The organism is Pantoea sp. RCC30.1 (assembly GCF_058148845.1).
In genome coordinates, this window is sequence record NZ_JBXUHX010000007.1 from 20,579 (window position 1) to 36,939 (window position 16,361).

Sequence of the window (16,361 nt, forward strand, 5' to 3'; positions counted from 1 at the left end):
CTTTGCGAAAGGCACAGGCTTCCTGAGCAAGCGCACGATCTCGCAGGCGTATTGACTCACAACCTGCTCCAGATGCTCGCCCCTCTTCAAGGCAATAGCCCGACTTAACTACAACAAAAAACCCGGCCTTAGCCGGGTCTCTTGTCACAGCATTCAGACTAAAAAAACTCAGCCTCCCCCGCTTAGTCGCGGAAGTTCTTAAACTGGAACGGCTGCCCCAGATTGCTGCCGCGAACGACCGCCATCGCACCCTGTAAATCATCACGCGCTTTGCCGGTCACACGCAACGCTTCACCCTGAATCTGGGTCTGCACTTTCAGCTTGCTGTCTTTGATCAGCTTCACCAGCTTCTTCGCCACGTCGCTTTCAATGCCTTTCTTCAGTTTGGCATCAACCGCCCAGCTTTTGCCGCTGTGTTCAATCTCTTCCGGTACCTCTAAGGCACCGCCTTCAATCCCGCGCTTCAGCAACTTCTCACGCAAAATATCGACCAGCTGCTTAACCTGAAAATCAGACTCGCTGGTGATCTTGATGGTTTCATTCTTTTCGTTGAGCTCAAACTCGGCGCTCACGTTGCGGAAATCAAAGCGGGTAGACACTTCACGGTTGGCATTCTCCACCGCATTGCGAATTTCCTGCAGATCGACTTCTGAAACGATATCGAAAGATGGCATCTCTTCTTCTCCTGACGCTAAAGTGACATGCATAATACGCGTCTTAAGGTGCTAAATAAAATCAGGCTGCACACGACGCTATAATAAAGGTGTGACAGTAAATAATAGATGGATAGCCTGCCAGCGGGAGGCAGCATGAAAATTACCGTTTTAGGTTGCGGTGCTCTGGGTCAGGTCTGGCTGACAGCGCTGGCCCGCCAGGGACATGAGGTGCAGGGATGGTTGCGTGTGCCGCAGCCCTACTGTTCAGCCAATGTGGTTGATCCTCAGGGCAACATCTCGAACCGCACCTTTATTGCCAACGATCCGCTGTTCCTGGCAGAAAGCCAGTTGCTGCTGGTCACGCTCAAAGCTCCGCAGGTCTCGCCTGCGGTGAAAAATCTGGAAAGCGTACTGCCAAAAAACTGCCCGGTGCTGCTGCTGCACAATGGTATGGGGACGCTGGAGGAGTTGAAAGGGCTGACTCAGCCACTGCTGCGCGGTGTCACTACCCATGCGGCGATGCGCGATGGCACCGTCATCAAACACATAGCCAGTGGCATCACCCACATCGGCCCCGGTAACCGCAAAAGCGCTGCTTACAGCGATCTCGCCGACATCCTGCACCATGCGATGCCCGATGTAGCCTGGCATGACAACATCCGGGCGGCCTGCTGGCGAAAACTGGCCGTCAACTGCGTCATCAATCCTCTCAGCGTGGAGTATGAGTGCCAGAACGGTGCACTGCGCGCTTATCCAGAGCAGATCGCGCAACTGTGCGAAGAAATCAGCTGGGTCATGGAGCGCGAAGGCCAGAACGTTGCCAGCGACAGCCTGCAGGACATCATCTTCGACGTGATTGAAAGTACTGCCGCCAACACCTCTTCGATGCTACAGGACGTTCGCGCTCAGCGGCTCACCGAAATCGACTATATCAGCGGCTTTCTGCTGCGCCGCGCCCGGACCCACGGCATGGTGCTGACGGAGAATACCCGTCTGTATGACATTGTAAAACGCAAGGAGTCCCATTATGACCGCGAACGCATCGGTGCTGGTTTGCCTGGCACATGGCAGTGAAGAAACCGAAGCTGTCACCACCATCGACCTGCTGGTACGGGCCGGGCTGAAAGTTGTTACCGCCAGCGCCGAAAGCGATGGCAGCCGTGAGATCGTCTGCTCACGCGGTGTTCGTCTGCTGGCTGACGTCACACTGGTCGAAGTCGCTGACAATGATTTCGCCGCCATCGTCCTGCCTGGTGGCCTGAAAGGGGCTGAAACCTTCCGTGACAGCCCGCTGCTGGTCGAGACGGTGCGTCAGTTTCACCTCAATGAGAAGATTGTCGCCGCGATATGCGCAGCAGCAGGCACGGTATTGATCCCCCACGATCTCTTCCCGGTTGGCAACATGACCGGCTTTCCCGGCTTAAAAGAGACCATCCCGGCAGATAAATGGATGGAGCGACGTGTCGTCTGGGATCCGCGTGTCAAGCTTCTGACCAGCCAGGGGCCTGGCACGGCAATGGATTTTGCGCTGAAGCTGATTGATTTACTGGCAGGAAAAGAGATGGCGCGCGAGGTTGCCGCACAGCTGGTGCTGGCTCCAGGCATTTATGACTATCAGGATTAAATACTAAGGCTTAAAACGAGAAAGCCAGTCAGTCCTGAACAGGTGCTGACTGGCTCTGAGACGAGACTACGGGCGGTAAACTTTAACGTTCTTAAAGCCCTGCTCATGCAGATAGAGCGCCTGAAGACGGCTCATCACACCGCGATCGCAGTAGAGTAGCCAGGTGCGGTTCTGATCGAGATCGCCAAACTGGGTGCTGAGTTTGTAGAACGGCAGCGATTTCACTTCCGTGGCTTTCAGCGTCAGTGGCTTCTCTTCCTGCTCATCGATAGAGCGGATATCCAGCACCACGTCATTCTCGCTCAGCAGGGCGACGGTCTCAACTTCCATCACCTCCTCTTCTGTCTGCTCAGCGATGGTACGGATATCAACGTTGGTCGCTTCTTCGATGACCCGATCCAGAATCGTGAAGTCGAAATGCTGCTCTTCCGCCTCGATCTTCTCTTTTACAGCCTTCACGGTAGGGCTTTTTGAGATCACGCCGCAATATTCCGGCATGGTGCTGGCGAAATCTTCGGTGCCGATCTCACGAGCAATCCGGATGATGTGCTCTTTGTCGTGAGAGATCAGCGGACGCAGAATCAGCGTATCGGACGCGTTATCAATCAGACGCAGGTTGGTCAGCGTCTGGCTCGATACCTGACCTACCGCTTCACCGGTGACCAGCGCCTGCACGCCGTAGCGCTCAGCTATCGTCGAGGCGGCGCGAACCATCATACGCTTCAGCACCACGCCCATCTGACCGTCATCCACTTTTTCGAGGATCTCACCCACTACCGGCTCAAAATTGATCGCCACGAAGCGTACGCGGTGTGAACGACCAAAACGATTCCACAGATAGTGCGCAACCTGACGGACGCCAATTTCATGGGCGGCACCGCCAAGATTAAAGAAGCAGTAATGCACGCGACTGCCGCGACGCAGGAGCATATAGCTGGAGACGCCGGAGTCGAAACCACCGGAAATCAGCGACAGCACATCTTCCTGCGTGCCAATCGGGAAACCGCCCAGGCCTTCGTAGCGCGCAGTCACCAGCGTCAGACGATTCTCTTCAACTTCAAGATTCACCGTCACGTCCGGATGTTTAAGCTGCACGCGGGCGCTTTCAATATGCTGATTCAGACCGCCGCCAACATAGCGCTCCACATCCTGCGAACTGAAGCTATGCTTACCGCGGCGCTTAACACGCACGCAGAAGCTCTTCCCTTCCAGACTGTCGCGATACTGCGCTAACGTCTGTTCAAAGATGTGATGAATATCGGTGTACTCGCGATCTTCAACCGCTAAAACGTGATGGATACCGGGAATGCGCGCGAGCTCATCGGGAATAATCTCTCCCAGCGCCGCATTTTTTGACCGCACTTCAATGTGATCCCAGTGACGCACAACGGCGATTTCGTCGCTAACGGTTTTCAGGACGTTGCGGATATTGCTGGCAAGAATCTTGATAAAGCGCAAACGCACCGACGGACTCTTGATGGTGATTTCAGGAAATAACTTGATGATAAACTTCATGGCGACACAGCTTCGTTGGGCAAATAAGTGCTAAAACAGGCAGCACTTAGCTGGTAAAATCACAAAATTGCGGGCTGCAAGGCGCAACCGCATCCGAGGCGCGGGAGTATATCACCTTTGTCAGGTGACTGCTTCTTCATCAGCCGCCGCATTGATTATTTTGCTAATCATAGGGTCTCAGCTACCATGACCGATTGCGAGATAATGTCCCAACCGTGAGTCGACACGAAATATGCCGAAAAAAGCCGAACAGCCAGCCAGCTTTGAAACGTCATTGCAGCAGCTGGAGCAGATTGTCAGTCGTCTGGAAAGTGGTGAACTGCCGCTGGAAGAAGCCCTGAACGAATTTGAGCGCGGCGTGCAGCTGGCGCGGAATGGCCAGCAGACGCTGCAGCAGGCTGAACAGCGGGTCCGTATTCTGCTGAACGATGATAAAGATGCCGACCTCACTGCTTTCACGCCGGAAAACGACTAATGGATTTCGCCCGATTACTCGACGTTTATCAGCAGCAGGTGAACGCCGCGCTGACGCGTTTTATAGAGCCACTTCCTTTTCAGAGTTCTCCTCTGGTGAATGCCATGCATTATGGGGCATTATTAGGCGGTAAACGCCTGCGTCCTTTTCTGGTCTACGCTACCGGTGAAATGCTCCACGCCGACCCGGCGAGTCTGGATGCTCCCGCCGCTGCGGTTGAATGCATTCATGCGTACTCTCTGATTCATGACGATCTCCCTGCGATGGACGATGATGCATTGCGTCGTGGGCAGCCAACCTGTCACATTAAATATGGCGAAGACACGGCGATCCTGGCGGGCGACGCCCTGCAGACGCTGGCCTTCTCTATTCTGGCAGATGAAGCAATGCCCGGTGTCAGCGCCGAATATCGTCTGATGATGCTCTCCGAACTGGCTAAAGCCAGCGGCGTAGCCGGGATGTGTGGCGGACAGGCACTGGATTTAGCGGCGGAAGGCAAATCCGTGGACCTCGACCAGCTGGAACAGATTCATCGCCATAAAACCGGCGCGCTGATCCGCTCAGCCGTGCGGTTAGGCGCCTTATCGGCTGGCGAGGCAGGCCGCGAAGCGCTACCGCTGCTCGACCGCTACGCAGAGGCTATCGGCCTCGCGTTTCAGGTGCAGGACGACATTCTGGATGTCGTGGGTGATACGGCGGTGATCGGAAAACGTCAGGGAGCCGATCAGGATCTGGGAAAAAGCACCTATCCTTCACTATTGGGCCTTGAAAATGCCCGTGCCAAAGCGCGGGATTTGTATCAGGAAGCTCTTGATGCTTTAGAATTGCTCGCTGCGCACTCTTATAACACTACAGCACTGCAGGCGCTGGCGAGCTTCATAATTGAACGCGACAAATAACTTCCATAATGAGTCTCTGATGAGTTTTGATATTGCTAAATACCCGACACTGGCGCTGGCAAACACGGTCCAGGAGCTGCGCGCCCTGCCAAAAGAGAAGTTGCCTGCGCTGTGTGATGAACTGCGTCAGTATCTGTTAGACAGTGTGAGCCGCTCCAGCGGCCATTTTGCATCGGGTCTGGGCGTAGTCGAACTGACGGTCGCGCTACATTATGTCTATAACACCCCCTTTGACCATCTGGTATGGGATGTGGGTCATCAGGCTTATCCGCACAAAATTCTGACCGGTCGCCGCGATCGCATCGGCACCATTCGTCAGAAAAATGGCGTACACCCTTTTCCGTGGCGCGGCGAAAGTGAATATGACGTCTTAAGCGTCGGTCACTCATCGACCTCCATCAGTGCCGGTCTTGGCATGGCAGCAGCAGCAGAACGTGAAGGTCAGGGCCGTCGCACCGCCTGTATTATTGGCGATGGCGCCATCACTGCGGGTATGGCATTTGAAGCGATGAACCATGCCGGTGATATTAAGCCGGACATGCTGGTCATCCTCAACGACAACGAGATGTCGATCTCCGAAAACGTTGGTGCGCTGAATAACCGCCTGGCGCAGATCCTGTCGGGTAAAACCTACGCGCGACTGCGCGAAGGCAGCAAGCGTGTGCTGACCAGCCTGCCGCCGATTAAAGAACTGGTAAGACGCACCGAAGAGCATCTTAAAGGCATGGTTGTGCCGGGCACCCTGTTTGAAGAGCTGGGCTTTAACTACATCGGCCCGGTTGACGGTCACGATGTGCTGACGCTGGTGAATACGCTGAGCAATATGCGCAGCCTGAAAGGGCCGCAGTTCCTGCATATCATGACCAAAAAAGGCAAAGGCTACGCGCCGGCAGAGGAAGATCCGATTGCCTGGCACGCCGTGCCTAAATTCGATCCTGCAATTGGCGAACTGCCAAAAAGCGCGGAAGGTCTGCCGAGCTACTCTAAAATCTTCGGTAACTGGCTGTGCGAAATGGCTGCCGACGATCCGAAACTGATGGCGATTACGCCAGCAATGCGCGAAGGCTCCGGCATGGTGGCCTTCTCACGCGAATTCCCGAAACAATATTTCGATGTGGCGATCGCCGAGCAGCATGCGGTGACTTTCGCAGCCGGTATGGCGATTGGCGGCTATAAACCGATTGTAGCTATCTACTCCACTTTCCTGCAGCGCGCCTACGATCAGCTGATCCATGACGTCGCTATCCAGAAACTGCCGGTCCTGTTTGCTATCGATCGCGGTGGTATTGTTGGTGCGGATGGTCAGACTCACCAGGGCGCGTTTGATCTCGCCTATCTGCGCTGCGTGCCGGATATGGTGATCATGACCCCAAGCGATGAGAATGAGTGTCGGCAGATGCTCTACACCGGCTATCACCATCAGGCTGGCCCAAGTGCAGTGCGCTATCCGCGCGGCACGGGTGTCGGCACGCCGCTGGCTCCGCTGCAGAGCCTGCCGCTGGGTAAAGCGGTTGTGAAACGTCAGGGTGAAAAGCTGGCGATTCTGAACTTCGGTACCCTGCTACCGGAAGCCGCCGCCACGGCGGAAGCGCTGAACGCGACCCTGGTGGATATGCGCTTTGTGAAGCCGCTGGATGAGGCGCTGATCGCCGAGCTCGCCGCCACGCACGACTCACTCATTACGCTGGAAGAAGGCGCAATCAAAGGCGGAGCGGGTAGCGGCGTAAATGAATTTATCATGGCAAAACGCCTGACGGTTCATGTGCTTAACATCGGCCTGCCCGATGAGTTCATCCCGCAGGGCACGCAGGATGAAGTGCGCCATGACTATCTGCTGGACGCCGAAGGCATTCAGCAACAGATCGCCCGCTGGCTGGCGCAGTAACCTCCTCCCTGTGCGCTCCCCCTGGGGAGCGCAACATCCTGCTATGCTGTAACCTTTGCACTTTCGCAGGAGCCTCCACCATGAAAACGATTCAACTGGGTACCACCGATCTGCAGGTGTCGCGCCTCTGTCTGGGTTGTATGACCTATGGCGAGCCAACGCGCGGTAATCACGCCTGGACGCTGCCGGAAGAGAGCAGCCGTCCCCTGATCCAGCAGGCACTGAACGCGGGCATCAACTTCTTTGATACCGCGAACAGCTACTCAGATGGCAGCAGTGAAGAGATCCTGGGCCGGGCGCTGAAATATTTCGCCCGCCGTGAAGAGATTGTGGTCGCCACTAAAGTCTATTTCCCGCTGACCAATCTTTCACAGGGCCTGTCGCGCAAGAATATCCTGCAATCGATTGATGACAGCCTGCAGCGTCTCGGCATGGAGTATGTCGACCTGCTGCAGATTCACCGCTGGGACTACGACACGCCGCTGGAAGAGACGCTGGAAGCGCTGCATGAGGTGGTGAAGGCTGGCAAAGCCCGCTATATCGGTGCCTCGTCGATGCACGCCAGCCAGTTTGCTCAGGCGTTACAGATGCAGTCGGAACAGGGCTGGCATCGCTTTGTCAGCATGCAGGATCAGTACAACCTGATTCAGCGCGAAGAAGAGCGTGAAATGCATCCGCTCTGTCTGAAAGAGCAGATCGCCGTGCTGCCCTGGAGTCCGCTGGCGCGCGGTAAGCTGACCCGCCCGTGGGGTGAGAACACTGCGCGTTCCGCCTCTGACCAGGTGATGGCGAAGCTCTATGACAAGACTGAAGAGAATGATGCGGTGATTTCAGAGCGGCTGGCGCAGGTGGCGGAAAGTAAAGGTGTAACGCGGGCGCAGGTTGCGCTGGCCTGGCTGCTGAGTAAGCCTGCCGTTACCGCACCGATTATTGGCGCGTCGCGTGCTGAGCAGTTTGAGGATCTGGTGAAGGCGGTGGATGTCACGCTGAATGACGAAGAGATTAAACTGCTGGAAGAGAGCTATCAGGAGCATCAGGCGGTAGGATTCGAGTAAACCCGAGGTGACGTCTTTCCAGGGCGTCACCTCTTATCAGGCGCTTAGCATCGGCGGTTAAGCCGCCAGCCAGACCCCAATGCCATAGAGCATGGCAGCGGAAATCACGCCAGCAATAATATCATCAACCATTATGCCCATACCGCCATGCACATTGCGGTCAAACCAGCGAATCGGCCACGGCTTCCACATATCCAGGATACGGAACAGCACAAAGCCACCCAATACCCATTGCCAGCTGTTGACCGGAATCGCCATCAGCGTAATCCACATGCCGATAAACTCATCCCAGACAATACTTCCGTGATCGTGTACGCCCATATCTTTGGCGGTGCGATGGCAGAGATAAACGCCGACGCAGATACCGACCAGCACGACCAGTGAATAGAGATCCTGTGGCAGAAAGGTCATCAGCCACCAGAATGGGATGGCTGCCAGCGATCCCATAGTACCAGGCACGACCGGGCTTAATCCGCTGCCGAAACCGGTCGCCAGCAGATGCCAGGGATTACTCATCCGCAGGCGACTCTTCGCCACGTCGTTATTTAGCATCAAAATGATCAAACCCTTTATGACGGAATGTGGCGGGCTTGCCATTATCCAGCAGCGTCAAGCCTTCCGACTCCGGTGCCATCTGTCCGATGCAGGTATAAGGCACGCCCAGATGCCCCAGCGCCACATCCAGCGCGCCGCGATTCACTTCGGGCACGGTGAAGCAGAGTTCGTAGTCTTCGCCGCCACTCAGCGCCCAGCGCAGTACCTGCTCAGGCTCGAAGTGGTCGCGCAGCGCCGCCGATAGCGGCAACGCATCCAGGTTAAGCCGTGCGCCGCAGCCGCTGGCTTTCAGCACATGGCCGAGATCGGAAATCAGACCATCGGAAATGTCCACCGCAGAGGAGGCCAGCGATCGCAGTGCCTGACCCTGCAGAATGCGCGGCATCGGACGCAGATGACGTTTAATCAGCGCTTCATGCACCGCCGGATCGCTGATGCGGCAGTGATGCTGCAGCAGTGCCAGACCCGCCGCGCTGTCACCCAGCGTGCCGGTCACGAAGATCCAGTCGCCCGGCTTCGCGCCGGAACGCTTCAGGGCGCGGCCCTGCGGCACCAGACCGTGAATGGCCAGCGTCAGACTCAGCGGGCCACGCGTAGTATCGCCGCCCACCAGCTGCATATCGTAATATTCCAGCAGTTCAAACAGGCTTTCACTGAAGGCAGAGAGCCAGCTCTCATCAACCTGCGGCAGCGTCAGGGCCAGCGTCAGCCATGCGGGATCGGCGCCCATAGCAGCAAGGTCGCTGAGATTCACAGCCAGGGCTTTGTAACCCAGATCGGCAGGATGGATATCCCGTAAGAAGTGCACACCCGCGACCAGTGTATCGGTGCTGATCGCCAGCGTCTGTTTTTCTGGCACGCTAAGTAACGCACAATCGTCACCGATGCCGAGTTCGACATCACGGCGGCTGCGTGTTCTGCGGTTGAAGTAGCGTGCGATGAGTTCAAATTCACCACAAGACATAATTGCGTTCCGCTTAACCCTTTATGAAAAAAGGCCGGCAAGCCGGCCTTTTTGTTTATTTGCGATTGGGTCGAATTTGTGGACCGGCTTTATCGAGCACGCCGTTAACAAATTTATGACTGTCTTCGGCACCGAAGACTTTCGCCAGCTCAATCCCTTCGTTGATGGCCACTTTATAAGGCACATCATTACGTTTGCTCAGCTCATACAGCGAGATGCGCAGGATAGCTTTTTCTACCTGGCCCAGCTCTTCGAGCTGACGCGACAGATAGGGCTTCATCAGTCCATCCAGATACGCACTGTTGGTCGCCACACCGGACAGCAGTTCGCGGAAGTAGGTAATATCGACGTCTTTGACGTCCTGTTCCGCCAGAAACTGGTATTCCACATCGGCAATGTCGTTATTCGACAACTGCCAGGAGTAAAGCGCCTGAACAGCGCACTCACGGGCGCGACGACGAGCAGCAGGTTTCACAAAATTCCCCTTACAAAAATCAGGCTTTAATGGCTTTCAATACGTTGATCATTTCGAGCGCAGTCAGAGCCGCTTCAGCACCTTTGTTACCCGCTTTGGTGCCGGCACGCTCAATGGCCTGCTCGATGCTTTCAGTGGTCAGCACGCCAAACGCGACTGGAATGTCGCTGTTCATGGCAACGCTGGCGATACCGGAGCTGGCTTCACCCGCCACATATTCGAAGTGGGCAGTGCCACCACGAATGACGGTGCCGAGTGCGATAATCGCATCATATTTGCCGGAGTTTGCCAGCGCACGGGCTGCCAGAGGCAGTTCGTAAGCACCAGGCACCCAGACTACGGTGATATTGTCATCTTTGACCTGGCCGATACGTTTCAGGGCATCAACTGCGCCATCCAGCAGGCTGTCATTAATGAAGTTGTTAAAACGCGCGATAACGATGGCAACATTGGCCTCAGGCGTTGCAACAGCAGCTTCGATAACTTTCATACTTATCCTTTCAGGGGTTTGGTTAGCCCCGCGCAGGGGGGCGGATTCTATCATACTCTTGGGCGGCGTGCTCTCGCTTTTCCGACCGTGTTATTGTGGTGTCAGGGTCAGGCGTAAATCGTCACCGACCTGCCGGACATCGCTGAATCGGAAGGCAGGCGCGTCAGCCAGCTGGCTGAGTCCCGGCAGCTGACACAGGCCGCGTCCTTCGTGACCTAACAGCTTAGGTGCCAGATAAACAATCAGTTCATCGACCAGTCCGGCCTGCAACAGGGCACCGGCCAGCGAGGCCCCTGCTTCAACCCAGACGCTGTTAATCTGTCGTCTTCCCAGCAGCATCATCATGGCCACCAGATCCAACTGCTGTTCGCGCAGCGGAACAGCAATCTGCGTCACCTCAGCGGGCCAGCTCTGCTGATCCGGCTCATGACGCATCAGCCAGGTTTCGCCCGGCTGCGAAATGAGCCGATGCTGCGGTGTCACGCGATTCTGGCTGTCGATAATCACCCGCACCGGCTGACGCAGCTGCTGCTCATCAAGCAGAGACCGGGTCTCTGCATTGAGCTCAGACCAGCGCACCGTCAGAGAGGGATTGTCCGCCAGCACCGTGGCGCTGCTGCTAAGGATAGCGGCGCTCTGCGCACGCAGACGTTGCACATCACGACGGGCAGCCGCCGAGGTGATCCACTGGCTTTCGCCGCTGGTCATTGCCGTGCGACCATCCAGTGACGCGCCCAGCTTAAGCTGAATCCAGGGGAAGCCGGTGCGCATACGCTTCAGGAAGCCGCGATTCAGCGCTTCCGCTTCCGGCATCATCAGGCCGTGGCTGACTTCAATGCCCGCCTGATGCAGACGGTGCAGTCCACGACCCGCAACCTGCGGATTAGGATCCTGCATGGCAGCTACCACACGGGTGACGCCTGCAGCGATCAGTGCATCACAGCAGGGCGGCGTGCGGCCATGATGGCTGCAGGGCTCCAGCGTGACATAGGCGGTTGCGCCACGCGCTTTTTCGCCAGCCATGCGCAGCGCGTGAACTTCGGCATGCGGTTCACCAGCGCGCTGATGCCAGCCCTCACCGACCACTTCGCCATCGCGCACAATCACGCAGCCGACATTCGGGTTCGGCATGGTCGTAAAACGACCGCGTCGCGCCAGTTCCAGCGCGCGCGCCATATAGCGCTCATCCATACTTTAATCCTGTAACCGGGCGATCTCTTCGCCAAAATCACGAATATCTTCAAAGCTGCGGTAAACCGAGGCGAAGCGAATATAGGCGACTTTATCGAGCTTTTTCAGCTCATCCATCACCAGATTGCCAATCAGCTTACTGGGGATCTCGCGTTCGCCGGTGGCGCGCAGCTGAGTTTTAATATGGTTCACAGCGCTTTCAACCGCGTCGGCACTGACCGGACGCTTCTCAAGCGCTTTCATCATCCCGCTGGCCATTTTGTCTTCATTGAAGGGTTCGCGCACGTCATTGCTTTTCACCACGCGCGGCATCACCAGTTCCGCCACCTCAAAGGTGGTGAAGCGTTCATGACACATCAGACACTGGCGGCGGCGGCGCACCGAGGAGCCTTCACTAACCAGACGAGAATCAATCACTTTGGTGTCCACAGCGGAGCAGAATGGGCAATGCATGACGTTTCCTGACGCGAGAGTGATGGGTCTGACAGTGTAGCGCGAACTGCGAATCAACAAAATCTCTTCCGTGCCTTTCCTGGGCTTCTCATCGCAGGATAAACGATGCTAAATTTCGTCTGCGGCAAAAGGGACTACGCTTTAAGAGCTGCAATTAAAATTTTTCACTAATACACGGGAGGTTGTATGGGTCTGTTTAACTTTGTGAAAGAAGCCGGTGAAAAACTTTGGGACGCCGTAAACGGCGGTGATGACCAGAATAAAAAGCTGCAGGATCACATCAATAAGCTCGGCTTGCCTGACAGCGACAAGGTCGACGTGAAGGTTAATGGCGATACCGTGACCGTGACCGGCGATGGCCTTTCCCAGGAGCTGAAAGAGAAGATTCTGATCGCGGCAGGTAACGTGGCAGGTATCACGAAAGTCGAAGACAAGGTGACCGTGACAGATAGCGCGGCCGAGTCAGAGCTCTACACCGTGAAAAAAGGCGACACGCTGAGCGCGATTTCAAAACAGGTTTATGGCAACGCTAACGAATATAACAAGATTTTCGAAGCGAATAAGCCAATGCTCTCGCATCCTGATAAGATCTATCCTGGCCAGGTTTTACGTATTCCAAAATAACGGACAAGGATAACTTATGAGCAGGATGGTTTGGATTCCGGTGGCACTCTCTCTTGTCACGTTGAGCGGCTGCAGCAGCACGGCCAGTAATCCTCAGGTCAGAGAGTTGCATCAGGAAGTGAGTCAGCTGAATCAGCAGATGCAGCACCTGACTACACAGGCCAGCGCGCTGGAGATCCAGGGGCAGCTTAACAGCCAGTTGCAGCAAGGTGCCTGGCTGGTGCCGCAGGCGAACACGCCGGTGGCGCTGCAGACTCAACTCGGTACGCTACGACTGACGCTGTCGCCTGTCACCGCCGAAGCCAGCGGCTCGCGGGCAACCCTGACTGTGCGCTCAATGGATGACCGGCCTCTGCCCGCCCTGCACGCGACGGTGATCTGGGGTGAACTCGACCCGGCGACCGGTAAACCGCTGAACAACGACAGTCTGACTCAGACCGTCGCGGTGCCTGCCTCGCTGCTCCCGCAGCATTCGGCGAGCATCCCGCTCCGCCTCAGCGGCCTGACACCAGAGCAGCTGGGTTATGTCCGCGTGCATAACGTAACCGGTGACGGACCGGCCCAGACCTCCCCTGCTGCACCCGCTAATCCTTAGCAGAGGGTGCAAAAAAAAACGGGCAGCCAAAAGGCTGCCCGTTTTTATTTCTGACGCGCGATTAAGGCAGGATAGAAGGCTGATCCGCACCCTCTTTCTCGACTTTCTGCACCAGCATATGTTCACGCTTCATGCCCAGCTTCAGCGCCAGCGCCGAAGAGACATAAATGGATGAAATCGTACCAATCGTCACACCAATCAGCATGGTCAGTGAGAAGCCTTTCAGCAGCGCACCACCAAACACGAACAGGATGAGGATCATCGCCAGCGTAGTCAGTGAAGTAATCAGCGTACGGCTTAACGTCTGGGTCAGTGACACGTTCGTAATATCATAAGAGCTGCCGCGACGGATCTTGCGGAAGTTTTCACGAATACGGTCAGAGACCACGATTTTATCGTTAAGCGAGTAGCCAATCACCGACATCAGCGAGGCAACAATCGTCAGGTCGATTTCAATGCGGAACAGCGCCAGCAGGCCGCAGGTGATGATCACGTCATGCGCCAGCGCCAGCACGGTACCCAGCGCCAGACGCCACTCAAAGCGGAAACCGATATAGATCAGAATCGCAATCAGTGCAGACAACAGCGCCATCGCACCCGCCTGCGCCAGGTCGCTACCCACACTCGGGCCAACGAACTCAATGCGCTTAACGGTCGCGTTTTGCTGCGTAGTCTGGTTGATCACCGACACCACTTTATTGCCTAACTCAGTACCCGCCGGGCCGGTAACCGGTGCCATACGCACCATGACGTCACGGCTGCTACCAAAGTTCTGCACCAGCGGCTCGTCAAAGCCCGCTTTAACCAGATCACCACGCAGGACTTCAAGATCGGCCGGTTTTTCCAGCGCGATCTCAATCACCGTACCACCGGTGAAATCGAGGCCCCAGTTAAAACCACGCACACCCACGATAGCAATCGCGGCGAGAATCAGCAGTCCTGAAATGATGAAGGCCAGCTTATCCCAGCGCATAAAGTCGACGACTTTACGCCCGTGGTTTAACTGCTCAATGTTATATTCCTGTGCCACAACGCACTCCTCAGATAGACAGCTTGTTGATGCGTTTGCCACCGTAAACCAGGTTAACAATGGCACGGGTACCGACAATCGCGGTGAACATTGAGGTCGCGATACCAATTGCGGTGGTAATAGCAAAGCCTTTGATCGAACCGGTGCCGACCGCGTAAAGAATGATAACTTTGATCAGGGTGGTCACGTTCGCATCGACAATACTGGAGAAGGCGCCTTTGTAGCCCTCATGAATTGCCTGCTGAACCGAGCGCCCGTTACGCAGCTCTTCTTTAATACGTTCGTTAATCAGTACGTTAGCATCGACTGCTACCGCCAGTGTTAACACGATACCGGCAATACCCGGCATGGTCAGGGTCGCGCCAGGCAGCAGGGACATGACGCCGACAATCAGCACCAGGTTAACCAGCAGCGCACTCGTCGCAATCAGACCAAACTTCTTATAGAACACCACCATAAACAGGATCGAGGCGAGCAGACCCCACAGGCAGGCTTCCAGACCCTGAGTAATGTTTTGCTGACCCATGGTCGGCCCGATAGTACGCTCTTCCACAATCTGGATTGGCGCAATCAGCGCACCGGCACGCAGAAGCAGCGACAGCTGACGCGCTTCGTTCGGGTTGTTGATACCGGTGATGCGGAAGCTGTTCCCCAGGCGAGACTGGATATTAGCGACGTTAATCACCTCTTCCTGTTTCACCAGAATTGAACGGCCGTTGGCATCTTTTTTACCGCTGTCCTTGTACTCCACAAACAGGGTCGCCATCGGCTTGCCGATGTTGTCCTTGGTGAAGTTGGACATGATGTTACCGCCTGCGCCATCGAGTGAAATGTTCACCTGTGGCTGGTTGTACTCATCCATGCTGGAGGTTGAGTCGGTGATATGGTCACCGGTCAGAATCACCCGCTTATAGAGGACGACCGGCTGGCCATCACGCATGTCTTTAACTTCTGAGTCACCCGGAACACGGCCACTGGCCGCCGCAGTGGGATCCACGCTGGTGTTAACCAGGCGGAATTCCAGCGTCGCGGTTGCGCCCAGAATCTCTTTGGCACGCGCCGTATCCTGAATACCCGGCAGCTCAACCACGATGCGATCGGAGCCCTGACGCTGAACCAGCGGTTCAGCCACGCCCAGTTGGTTTACACGGTTACGCAGAATCGTAATGTTCTGCTGAACCGCATATTCACGCGCTTCGCTGAGACGGGCATCGCTCATGGTGGCACGCAGAGCATCGCTGCCGCTGCTGTTGATCACCAGATCCTGATGACGCGAGGCCAGCCAGGAGATCGCCGCATCACGACTGGCAGCGTCACGGAAACGAATTTCCACGCCGTAGTTCGCGATTTTGTTGACGGTGGTGTAAGGGATACTTTTGGTGCGCAGGTCGCTACGCAGCGAGTCAGCATTCTGCTCCTGCAGTTTGCCGAGTGCGGTGTCCATGTCCACTTCCATCAGGAAGTGCACACCACCACGCAGATCGAGACCGAGTTTCATCGGTTCTGCTGACAGCATCGACAGCCAGCGAGGCGTGGCTGGCGCGAGGTTCAGCGCAACAACGTAGTTTTCACCCAACGCTTTCATGATCGCTTCACGGGCGCGTAACTGCACATCCGTATTATTGAAGCGCGCGGTAATCGCACCATTTTCCAGCGCAACAGATTTGCTCTGGATATTGTCTTGTTTTAATGCGGACTGAATTTGATCCAACGTCTGCTCACTGGCGGCGCTTCCGCGCGCACCAGTGATTTGAACGGCCGGATCCTCACCATACAGGTTGGGAAGCGCATAGAGCAGGCCGACGAGAATCACGACGACCAGCATCACGTACTTCCACAAAGGATAACGATTTAACACGGCAGTTCCCTTAGGGA

The 16,361-nt window shown here is 55.9% G+C and carries 18 protein-coding genes; 8 read left to right on the forward strand and 10 right to left on the reverse strand.

Annotation, left to right across the window (positions count from 1 at the left end; all coding sequences use genetic code 11):
• Positions 1 to 182: 182 nt before the first annotated feature.
• Positions 183 to 674, reverse strand: coding sequence for a YajQ family cyclic di-GMP-binding protein (locus AC2LB6_RS08325; RefSeq protein ID WP_337008071.1), 492 nt, complete (start codon positions 672 to 674; stop codon positions 183 to 185).
• Positions 675 to 809: 135 nt separating this feature from the next.
• Here AC2LB6_RS08325 and panE point away from each other — a divergent pair, with 135 nt between their 5' ends.
• The gene (gene panE / locus AC2LB6_RS08330; protein ID WP_490093151.1) at positions 810 to 1,730 is read left to right on the forward strand and encodes a 2-dehydropantoate 2-reductase; all 921 of its coding nucleotides are present in this window, start codon (positions 810 to 812) and stop codon (positions 1,728 to 1,730) included.
• Positions 1,684 to 2,280, forward strand: coding sequence for a protein deglycase YajL (yajL, locus tag AC2LB6_RS08335; protein ID WP_490093152.1), 597 nt, complete (start codon positions 1,684 to 1,686; stop codon positions 2,278 to 2,280). Before panE ends, yajL begins: the two co-directional genes overlap by 47 nt.
• A gap of 66 nt (positions 2,281 to 2,346) precedes the next feature.
• Here the strand turns inward: yajL and thiI are convergent, their stop codons facing one another.
• Positions 2,347 to 3,795 carry a tRNA uracil 4-sulfurtransferase ThiI gene (gene thiI, locus AC2LB6_RS08340; protein WP_490093153.1) on the reverse strand — a complete coding sequence of 483 codons (1,449 nt, stop codon included), beginning with the start codon at positions 3,793 to 3,795 and terminating at the stop codon, positions 2,347 to 2,349.
• Positions 3,796 to 4,027: 232 nt separating this feature from the next.
• Here thiI and xseB point away from each other — a divergent pair, with 232 nt between their 5' ends.
• The 4 genes from xseB (at position 4,028) to AC2LB6_RS08360 (ending at position 8,109) form a co-directional block, all read left to right on the forward strand.
• Positions 4,028 to 4,270: an exodeoxyribonuclease VII small subunit gene (gene xseB / locus AC2LB6_RS08345; RefSeq protein ID WP_013356982.1), complete on the forward strand. Its 243-nt coding sequence runs from the start codon at positions 4,028 to 4,030 to the stop codon at positions 4,268 to 4,270.
• On the forward strand, positions 4,270 to 5,169 hold the full coding sequence (gene ispA, locus AC2LB6_RS08350) for a (2E,6E)-farnesyl diphosphate synthase (protein WP_490093154.1): 900 nt from the start codon (positions 4,270 to 4,272) through the stop codon (positions 5,167 to 5,169). The genes xseB and ispA overlap by 1 nt, the downstream gene beginning before the upstream one ends.
• A gap of 19 nt (positions 5,170 to 5,188) precedes the next feature.
• A complete protein-coding gene (gene dxs / locus AC2LB6_RS08355; protein WP_490093155.1) occupies positions 5,189 to 7,054 on the forward strand; it encodes a 1-deoxy-D-xylulose-5-phosphate synthase in 1,866 nt (621 codons plus the stop codon).
• A gap of 80 nt (positions 7,055 to 7,134) precedes the next feature.
• The gene (locus AC2LB6_RS08360; RefSeq protein WP_490093156.1) at positions 7,135 to 8,109 is read left to right on the forward strand and encodes an aldo/keto reductase; all 975 of its coding nucleotides are present in this window, start codon (positions 7,135 to 7,137) and stop codon (positions 8,107 to 8,109) included.
• Between the two features lie 57 nt (positions 8,110 to 8,166).
• Here AC2LB6_RS08360 and pgpA read toward each other — a convergent pair whose 3' ends face one another.
• The 6 genes from pgpA to nrdR form a co-directional block, all read right to left on the reverse strand.
• Positions 8,167 to 8,661 (reverse strand): phosphatidylglycerophosphatase A, encoded by a 495-nt coding sequence (gene pgpA, locus AC2LB6_RS08365; RefSeq protein WP_090963271.1) that lies wholly within the window; start codon positions 8,659 to 8,661, stop codon positions 8,167 to 8,169.
• Entirely contained in the window at positions 8,651 to 9,628 is a 978-nt protein-coding gene (gene thiL / locus AC2LB6_RS08370; RefSeq protein ID WP_090963273.1) for a thiamine-phosphate kinase, read from the reverse strand. The genes pgpA and thiL overlap by 11 nt, the downstream gene beginning before the upstream one ends.
• 55 nt (positions 9,629 to 9,683) lie before the next feature.
• Positions 9,684 to 10,103, reverse strand: a complete 420-nt coding sequence (nusB, locus tag AC2LB6_RS08375; RefSeq protein ID WP_010255372.1) for a transcription antitermination factor NusB — start codon at positions 10,101 to 10,103, stop codon at positions 9,684 to 9,686.
• A 19-nt stretch (positions 10,104 to 10,122) separates the two neighbouring features.
• The gene (ribH, locus tag AC2LB6_RS08380) at positions 10,123 to 10,593 is read right to left on the reverse strand and encodes a 6,7-dimethyl-8-ribityllumazine synthase (protein WP_136196561.1); all 471 of its coding nucleotides are present in this window, start codon (positions 10,591 to 10,593) and stop codon (positions 10,123 to 10,125) included.
• Positions 10,594 to 10,683: 90 nt separating this feature from the next.
• Complete coding sequence (ribD, locus tag AC2LB6_RS08385) at positions 10,684 to 11,784, reverse strand: bifunctional diaminohydroxyphosphoribosylaminopyrimidine deaminase/5-amino-6-(5-phosphoribosylamino)uracil reductase RibD (RefSeq protein WP_490093157.1); 1,101 nt, start codon at positions 11,782 to 11,784, stop codon at positions 10,684 to 10,686.
• A 3-nt stretch (positions 11,785 to 11,787) separates the two neighbouring features.
• Complete coding sequence (nrdR, locus tag AC2LB6_RS08390) at positions 11,788 to 12,237, reverse strand: transcriptional regulator NrdR (RefSeq protein ID WP_009091750.1); 450 nt, start codon at positions 12,235 to 12,237, stop codon at positions 11,788 to 11,790.
• 186 nt (positions 12,238 to 12,423) lie between these two features.
• On the opposite strand from nrdR, the gene lysM reads away from it, so the two are divergent.
• Together lysM and AC2LB6_RS08400 are read left to right on the forward strand one after the other, a co-directional pair.
• The gene (gene lysM, locus AC2LB6_RS08395; protein WP_010671197.1) at positions 12,424 to 12,861 is read left to right on the forward strand and encodes a peptidoglycan-binding protein LysM; all 438 of its coding nucleotides are present in this window, start codon (positions 12,424 to 12,426) and stop codon (positions 12,859 to 12,861) included.
• 16 nt (positions 12,862 to 12,877) lie between these two features.
• A complete protein-coding gene (locus AC2LB6_RS08400; protein WP_490093158.1) occupies positions 12,878 to 13,456 on the forward strand; it encodes a SadB/YajI family lipoprotein in 579 nt (192 codons plus the stop codon).
• A gap of 61 nt (positions 13,457 to 13,517) precedes the next feature.
• Here the strand turns inward: AC2LB6_RS08400 and secF are convergent, their stop codons facing one another.
• The gene (gene secF, locus AC2LB6_RS08405; protein WP_010255357.1) at positions 13,518 to 14,486 is read right to left on the reverse strand and encodes a protein translocase subunit SecF; all 969 of its coding nucleotides are present in this window, start codon (positions 14,484 to 14,486) and stop codon (positions 13,518 to 13,520) included.
• A 10-nt stretch (positions 14,487 to 14,496) separates the two neighbouring features.
• A complete protein-coding gene (secD, locus tag AC2LB6_RS08410; protein WP_490093159.1) occupies positions 14,497 to 16,344 on the reverse strand; it encodes a protein translocase subunit SecD in 1,848 nt (615 codons plus the stop codon).
• Between the last annotated feature and the right edge of the window lie 17 nt (positions 16,345 to 16,361).

Bases quoted from the DNA above. Each gene is read 5' to 3' on its own strand.
- yajL (WP_490093152.1), top strand. From the start codon at position 1,684: ATGACCGCGAACGCATCGGTGCTGGTTTGCCTGGCACATGGCAGTGAA.
- ribH (WP_136196561.1), bottom strand. From the start codon at position 10,593: ATGAAAGTTATCGAAGCTGCTGTTGCAACGCCTGAGGCCAATGTTGCC.
- ispA (WP_490093154.1), top strand. From the start codon at position 4,270: ATGGATTTCGCCCGATTACTCGACGTTTATCAGCAGCAGGTGAACGCC.
- thiI (WP_490093153.1), bottom strand. From the start codon at position 3,795: ATGAAGTTTATCATCAAGTTATTTCCTGAAATCACCATCAAGAGTCCG.
- ribD (WP_490093157.1), bottom strand. From the start codon at position 11,784: ATGGATGAGCGCTATATGGCGCGCGCGCTGGAACTGGCGCGACGCGGT.
- thiL (WP_090963273.1), bottom strand. From the start codon at position 9,628: ATGTCTTGTGGTGAATTTGAACTCATCGCACGCTACTTCAACCGCAGA.
- nrdR (WP_009091750.1), bottom strand. From the start codon at position 12,237: ATGCATTGCCCATTCTGCTCCGCTGTGGACACCAAAGTGATTGATTCT.
- AC2LB6_RS08400 (WP_490093158.1), top strand. From the start codon at position 12,878: ATGAGCAGGATGGTTTGGATTCCGGTGGCACTCTCTCTTGTCACGTTG.
- AC2LB6_RS08325 (WP_337008071.1), bottom strand. From the start codon at position 674: ATGCCATCTTTCGATATCGTTTCAGAAGTCGATCTGCAGGAAATTCGC.
- dxs (WP_490093155.1), top strand. From the start codon at position 5,189: ATGAGTTTTGATATTGCTAAATACCCGACACTGGCGCTGGCAAACACG.
- pgpA (WP_090963271.1), bottom strand. From the start codon at position 8,661: ATGCTAAATAACGACGTGGCGAAGAGTCGCCTGCGGATGAGTAATCCC.
- AC2LB6_RS08360 (WP_490093156.1), top strand. From the start codon at position 7,135: ATGAAAACGATTCAACTGGGTACCACCGATCTGCAGGTGTCGCGCCTC.
- xseB (WP_013356982.1), top strand. From the start codon at position 4,028: ATGCCGAAAAAAGCCGAACAGCCAGCCAGCTTTGAAACGTCATTGCAG.
- lysM (WP_010671197.1), top strand. From the start codon at position 12,424: ATGGGTCTGTTTAACTTTGTGAAAGAAGCCGGTGAAAAACTTTGGGAC.
- panE (WP_490093151.1), top strand. From the start codon at position 810: ATGAAAATTACCGTTTTAGGTTGCGGTGCTCTGGGTCAGGTCTGGCTG.